4 protein-coding genes and 1 pseudogene are annotated in these 4,798 nt (G+C 71.7%); 2 read left to right on the top strand and 3 right to left on the bottom strand.

What is annotated here, in order from left to right; genetic code table 11:
* Together AB0M20_RS27905 and AB0M20_RS27900 are read right to left on the bottom strand one after the other, a co-directional pair.
* The coding region (locus AB0M20_RS27905; RefSeq protein WP_364303141.1) for an ABC transporter permease at positions 1 to 2,180 on the bottom strand (2,180 nt) is incomplete at its 3' end.
* The gene (locus AB0M20_RS27900; protein WP_364303139.1) at positions 2,180 to 2,938 is read right to left on the bottom strand and encodes an ABC transporter ATP-binding protein; all 759 of its coding nucleotides are present in this window, start codon (positions 2,936 to 2,938) and stop codon (positions 2,180 to 2,182) included. The genes AB0M20_RS27900 and AB0M20_RS27905, both read right to left, overlap by 1 nt.
* Positions 2,939 to 3,125: 187 nt before the next feature.
* On the opposite strand from AB0M20_RS27900, the gene AB0M20_RS27895 reads away from it, so the two are divergent.
* Both AB0M20_RS27895 and AB0M20_RS27890 read left to right on the top strand, forming a co-directional pair.
* Positions 3,126 to 3,596: a hypothetical protein gene (locus tag AB0M20_RS27895; protein WP_364303137.1), complete on the top strand. Its 471-nt coding sequence runs from the start codon at positions 3,126 to 3,128 to the stop codon at positions 3,594 to 3,596.
* A 24-nt stretch (positions 3,597 to 3,620) separates the two neighbouring features.
* Positions 3,621 to 4,439, top strand: a complete 819-nt coding sequence (locus AB0M20_RS27890) for a DUF4097 family beta strand repeat-containing protein (protein WP_364303134.1) — start codon at positions 3,621 to 3,623, stop codon at positions 4,437 to 4,439.
* Between the two features lie 143 nt (positions 4,440 to 4,582).
* Here the strand turns inward: AB0M20_RS27890 and AB0M20_RS27885 are convergent.
* Positions 4,583 to 4,711 (bottom strand): annotated as a pseudogene (locus tag AB0M20_RS27885) (LuxR C-terminal-related transcriptional regulator); the annotation flags it as partial.
* Positions 4,712 to 4,798: the final 87 nt, after the last annotated feature.

Raw genomic sequence — 4,798 nt, 5'->3', positions numbered from 1 at the left:
AGGATCGCCAGCGCCAGCAGGATCTGCACCATCGTGATCATCTGGTCGAACTGCGCCGCCTGCTGCGCGATGAACCCGCTGCGGTCCTGCGCGGAGACCTCCGGACTGTCCGCCACCAGCGGCTTGACCTGCGGCAGCACAAGGTCGACCGAGACCCCGTCCGCCAGGCGGACGAAACCGATGACCGGTTGCGGCGTGCCGAAGCTCGCCGCCGCCGCGGCTGGCAGCAGCAGGTTGCCGGGCAGGGCGTTCTCCGCGTACGTCGCCACGACCGTGTACGTCTTCGCCTCGCCCCGGGACAGCTGGACGGTGTGCTTCGTGCCGACCGCCCAGCCCTTGTCCACGCCGGCCACCATCTCGTCCGGCTTCAGGGTGCGCAGCGTCCCGGCCGTGGCTGTGGCGCCGTACGCGTCGGCGAGCTGGCCGAGGTCGTCGGCGGCGTACAGGTAGGTCAGCTTGCCGTCGACCAGGCCCTGGTCGTTGTAGAGGCCGGCGGCGGCGCGTACCCCGGGGATCTGCCTCGCCTCGGACAGCACGGCCGGGTCGAACGTCGGCGGGCGCGGCCCGGTCTGCTCCCCGCTGATCACCACTTGTGCCTTGATGGTGTCCTCCGCGGAGCCGGACAGGCTCTGCTTGGCCGACTCCATCAGCACTGTGACACCGGTGACCAGCGCGATGCCGACCATCAGCGCGGCCGCCGTGATCGCCGTGCGGCGTGGGTTGCGGCCCGAGTTGCGCCGGCCCAGCCGGCCCGGCAGTGACCAGGAGAAGAAGCGCCCGAGCACGGCCACCACCGGTTTGCTGATCACCGGGGTGAGCAGCGCGATGCCGACGAAGGTCAGCAGCACGCCGGCGAAGAACTCGACCATCGAGTTGCCGACATCGGCGTAGAGCCCGACGCCCAGTCCTGCCGCACCCAGAGCGCCGATGGCCGCGCCGGCCACGGTCACCTTGGTCAGCGGCCGGTCGGGCGTGGCCACGTCCTGCATCGCCGCGACTGGCGGGATCCGGGCGGCCCGCAGCGCCGGCAGGACCGCCGCCACCACGGTGACGACCACGCCGACGATCAGCGAGCTGAGCACCGCGGCGAGCGGGACACCGACCGACGCCAGCGCCAGGCCACCTGCGAAGCTGCTGAACAGCGACGCCAGGCCGTAACCCACGCCGACTCCGGCGGCCAGCCCCAGCACCGCGGCCAGCAGCCCGATCACCAGCGCCTCGACCAGGACCGAGCCGATCACCTGGCGGCGGCTCGCGCCCATCGCCCGCAGCAGGGCGAGCTCGCGGGTGCGCTGCGCCACGATGATCGAGAAGGTGTTCAGGATCAGGAACACGCCGACGAACAGCGCCACCCCGGCGAAGCCCAGCAGGATCTTGTTGAAGAAGCCGAGACCCTCCTGCAGCCCGGCCGCGGTCGCCTCGGCGAGCTGGTCGCCGGTCTTCACGTCGTAGCCGGGGCCCACCGTCGCGGCGATGCGGTCACGCAGTGCCTCCGGCGTCACGCCGCCGGCCGCCCGCACGTCGATAGCGCTGAAGACGCCCGTCTCGCCCAGCATCAGCCGCTGCGCCACCGGCGTCGTGAACAGCACCTCCTGCGAGCCGCCGAGACTGTCGCGGTCGCCGGAGTAGCCGAAGATGCCGGCCAGCGTGAACTCCTTCTTCGGCTCCCGGGTGAGCACGCCGACCCGGTCGCCGACGCTCAGCCCGGCCTGCTCGGCGACCTGCGCGTTGACCACGATCTCGTCGTCGCGCTGCGGGGCGTGCCCGGCGCGCATCACCCGCAGGTCACCGGAGCCGGTCCAGTTGCCGCCGAGCCGTGGTGGTCCCTGCGAGGTGAGCACCTTGCCGTCCGAGCCGATGACCCTGGCACCGTCGGCGTCGACCACGCCGGTCACCTCGGCGGCGCCACCGACCGCCCGGACCCGGTCGACCAGCGACGCCGGCAGCGGAGTGGCGACCTGCTCACCCTCCATCTCGGACATCGCCACCTTCGGCGTCGCGGCGACCCGCACGTCGAGGTCCGAATAGGCACTGGCGAACAGGTTGTCGAAGGAGCGGCTCAGCGTGTCGGTCACCACGAACGCGCCGGCCACGAACATCACGCCCAGCACCACGGCCAGGCCGGAGAGGATCAGCCGGAGTTTGCGGGCCAGCAGGCTCTTGATCGTCGCGCGCAACATCAGGCGTGCACCGGCTCTCGGCTGTCCTCGAGGCCCTTCATCGCGTCCAGCACCGTGTCGGCGTCGGGCTCGGCCAGCTCGTGCACGATCTCGCCGTCGGCCAGGAACACCACCCGGTCCGCGTAGCCCGCGGCCACCGGATCGTGGGTGACCATCACGATCGTCTGCCCGTACTCCCGGACGCTGCGCTGCAGGAAGCCCAGCACCTCGGCGCCGGACCGCGAGTCGAGGTTGCCGGTCGGCTCGTCCGCGAAGATCACGTCGGGCCGGCTCATCAGCGCCCGCGCGCAGGCGACCCGCTGCTGCTGGCCGCCGGAGAGCTGGCTGGGCCGGTGCCCGAGCCGGTCGCCCAGCCCGACCGTCCCGATCACGGTCTCCCACCACTGCGGGTCCGGCTTGCGTCCCGCGATGTCCAGCGGCAGCCGGATGTTCTCCGCCGCGGTCAGCGTCGGCAGGAGGTTGAACTGCTGGAAGATGAACCCGATTCGGTCCCGGCGCAGGCGGGTCAGGGCCTTGTCGCCGAGCCCGGTCACGTCGACGTCGCCCACCCGCACGGTGCCCCGGGTCACCGAGTCCAGCCCCGCCAGGCAATGCATCAGCGTCGACTTGCCGCTGCCGGACGGCCCCATGATCGCGCTGAACTCGCCCCTCCGGAAACCGACGCTCACCCCGCGGAGCGCTGTCACTCGGGCCTCGCCCTCGCCGTACACCCGCCACACGTCCTCGGCTCTCGCCGCCAACTCGGTCACTGTCCGCATCCCCTCGTCGTGGTCCGGATCAGTGTCGGCGGGTTTCCGTCGCCGGGCGTCCGCCGCTGGACGGAGCCGAACGCGGAGATTTCTGTGCGGGTGGCCACCTACGCCGGCTCAGGGATCTCCCTTATGCCACCACCATGACGGTCTGCTGACGCTTGACTGACGTCATACATGACGTCATAGTGGTGACATGGACCTGACGCCGTACCTCGAATCGCTCGCCGCCGATCTCGCCGCGGCCGCCGCGCCCGGTGGGCCGGAGACCGCGCGGGCGGCCGAGATGCTCAGCCAATCGCTCGCCGCGTCCGCCCGGCTCGCCATGCTCGAGGCGCTCTCCGACGCGGCTGCCGAGATCACCACCCGGCTGCCGGACTCGTCCGTCGAGGTGCGGCTGCGCGGTCGCGAGGCGGATCTCGTCGTGTCCACCACCGCGGCCGAGCCGGAGGCGGCGCCCGTGCCGCCGGCCGCGGACGGCGACCTCACCCGGCTGACGCTGCGCATGCCGGAGTCCTTGAAGGCGCACGTCGAGCAGTCCGCGGCCGCCGAGAGCATCTCGGTGAACGCATGGCTGGTCCGCGCGGTCACCGCAGCCGTCCAGCGTCCGGCCGGGCCCCCGCCCGGCCGAGGCGGCAAACGCATCACCGGTTTCGCCCAAGCCTGATTCGCCCCAGCTGAGGAGAACGCAATGCCTGAGTTCGACCGATCCACCCCCGTCGCCGTGGCGCTCAGCACCCACGCCGGGACCGTCGACATCGTGGCCGAGGAGCGGGTGAGCGTGCTCGCCGAGGCGCACCCGCTGGACGGCTCCGATGCGGCCCGCAACGCCGCGGACAACACCCTGATCAGCCTCGAGGGCGACACGCTGGTGGTGAGCGCGCCCGACGCCGCCGGCTGGAGCTGGCGCCGCACCGGCAAGCTGCGGATCACCGTGCGGGTGCCGCTCGACTCGTCGATCGGCGTCAAGACCGCCTCCGCCGACGTGCGGGCGACGGGCCGGTTCGCCGCGGCCCGGGTTGAGACGGCCTCCGGCGACATCCGCGTCGAGGATGTCACCGGCGACGCCGAGCTGCAGGCGGCGAGTGGCAACGTGACCGTCGGCCGGGTCGGCGGGTCGCTGCGCATCCACAGCTCGTCCGGTGACCTCCAGGTCAGTGACGTCACCCGTGACGTCAACGCCGACACGGCTTCCGGCGACATCACCGTCCGCTCGGCCGGCGGCTCGGCCCGGGTCGAGACCGCCTCGGGCGACATCGAGGTCGGCAGCCTGCGGCAGGGCGAGGCGCGGCTCTCGTCCGCCTCCGGCGACGTGACGGTCGGCGTGCTCGCCGGCACCGGGGTGTGGCTCGACGTGAACACCGCCTCCGGCAAGACCCGCAACGAGCTGACCATGACCGGCGACGCGCCGGCCGCGGACACCGGCGCGAAGCTGGAGTTGCGGATCCGCACGGCGAGCGGCGACATCCAGATCCGGCGCGTGACTTCGCAGGCGCCGGCGGCGGCCTGACATGGTGCGCCGCGAGCAACGCACGCCGCCCATCGCGCGCTACATGCGCCGGCTCCTGACACCACGCCGCGCCGGAGAGGCCAGAGCCCCGAGACCGTGGCCCCCTCCGCGCGGACCGACCCGCTGACCAAGCCCGGCGACTCTCAGTCGCCGGGCTTCACCAGCCCGGTCTCGTAGGCGAGGACGACCGCCTGGACCCGATCGCGCAGGCGGAGCTTGGTCAGCAGGTGACCGACGTGGGTCTTGATCGTGGTCTCGCTGACCTTCAGGGCGCTTTAACACATGCATATCAAGGTGATGTGTCAGGGATAGACCATCATATAAGAAAGGCATCAGCACCTATTAAAAAAGAGACAGAG

The sequence above is a fragment of the Actinoplanes sp. NPDC051633 genome (genome assembly GCF_040681735.1).
Lineage (GTDB): Bacteria > Actinomycetota > Actinomycetes > Mycobacteriales > Micromonosporaceae > Actinoplanes.
This window is presented reverse-complemented; position numbering and strand designations above follow the sequence as displayed.

Bases quoted from the DNA above. Each gene is read 5' to 3' on its own strand.
- AB0M20_RS27895 (WP_364303137.1), top strand. From the start codon at position 3,126: ATGGACCTGACGCCGTACCTCGAATCGCTCGCCGCCGATCTCGCCGCG.
- AB0M20_RS27890 (WP_364303134.1), top strand. From the start codon at position 3,621: ATGCCTGAGTTCGACCGATCCACCCCCGTCGCCGTGGCGCTCAGCACC.
- AB0M20_RS27900 (WP_364303139.1), bottom strand. From the start codon at position 2,938: ATGCGGACAGTGACCGAGTTGGCGGCGAGAGCCGAGGACGTGTGGCGG.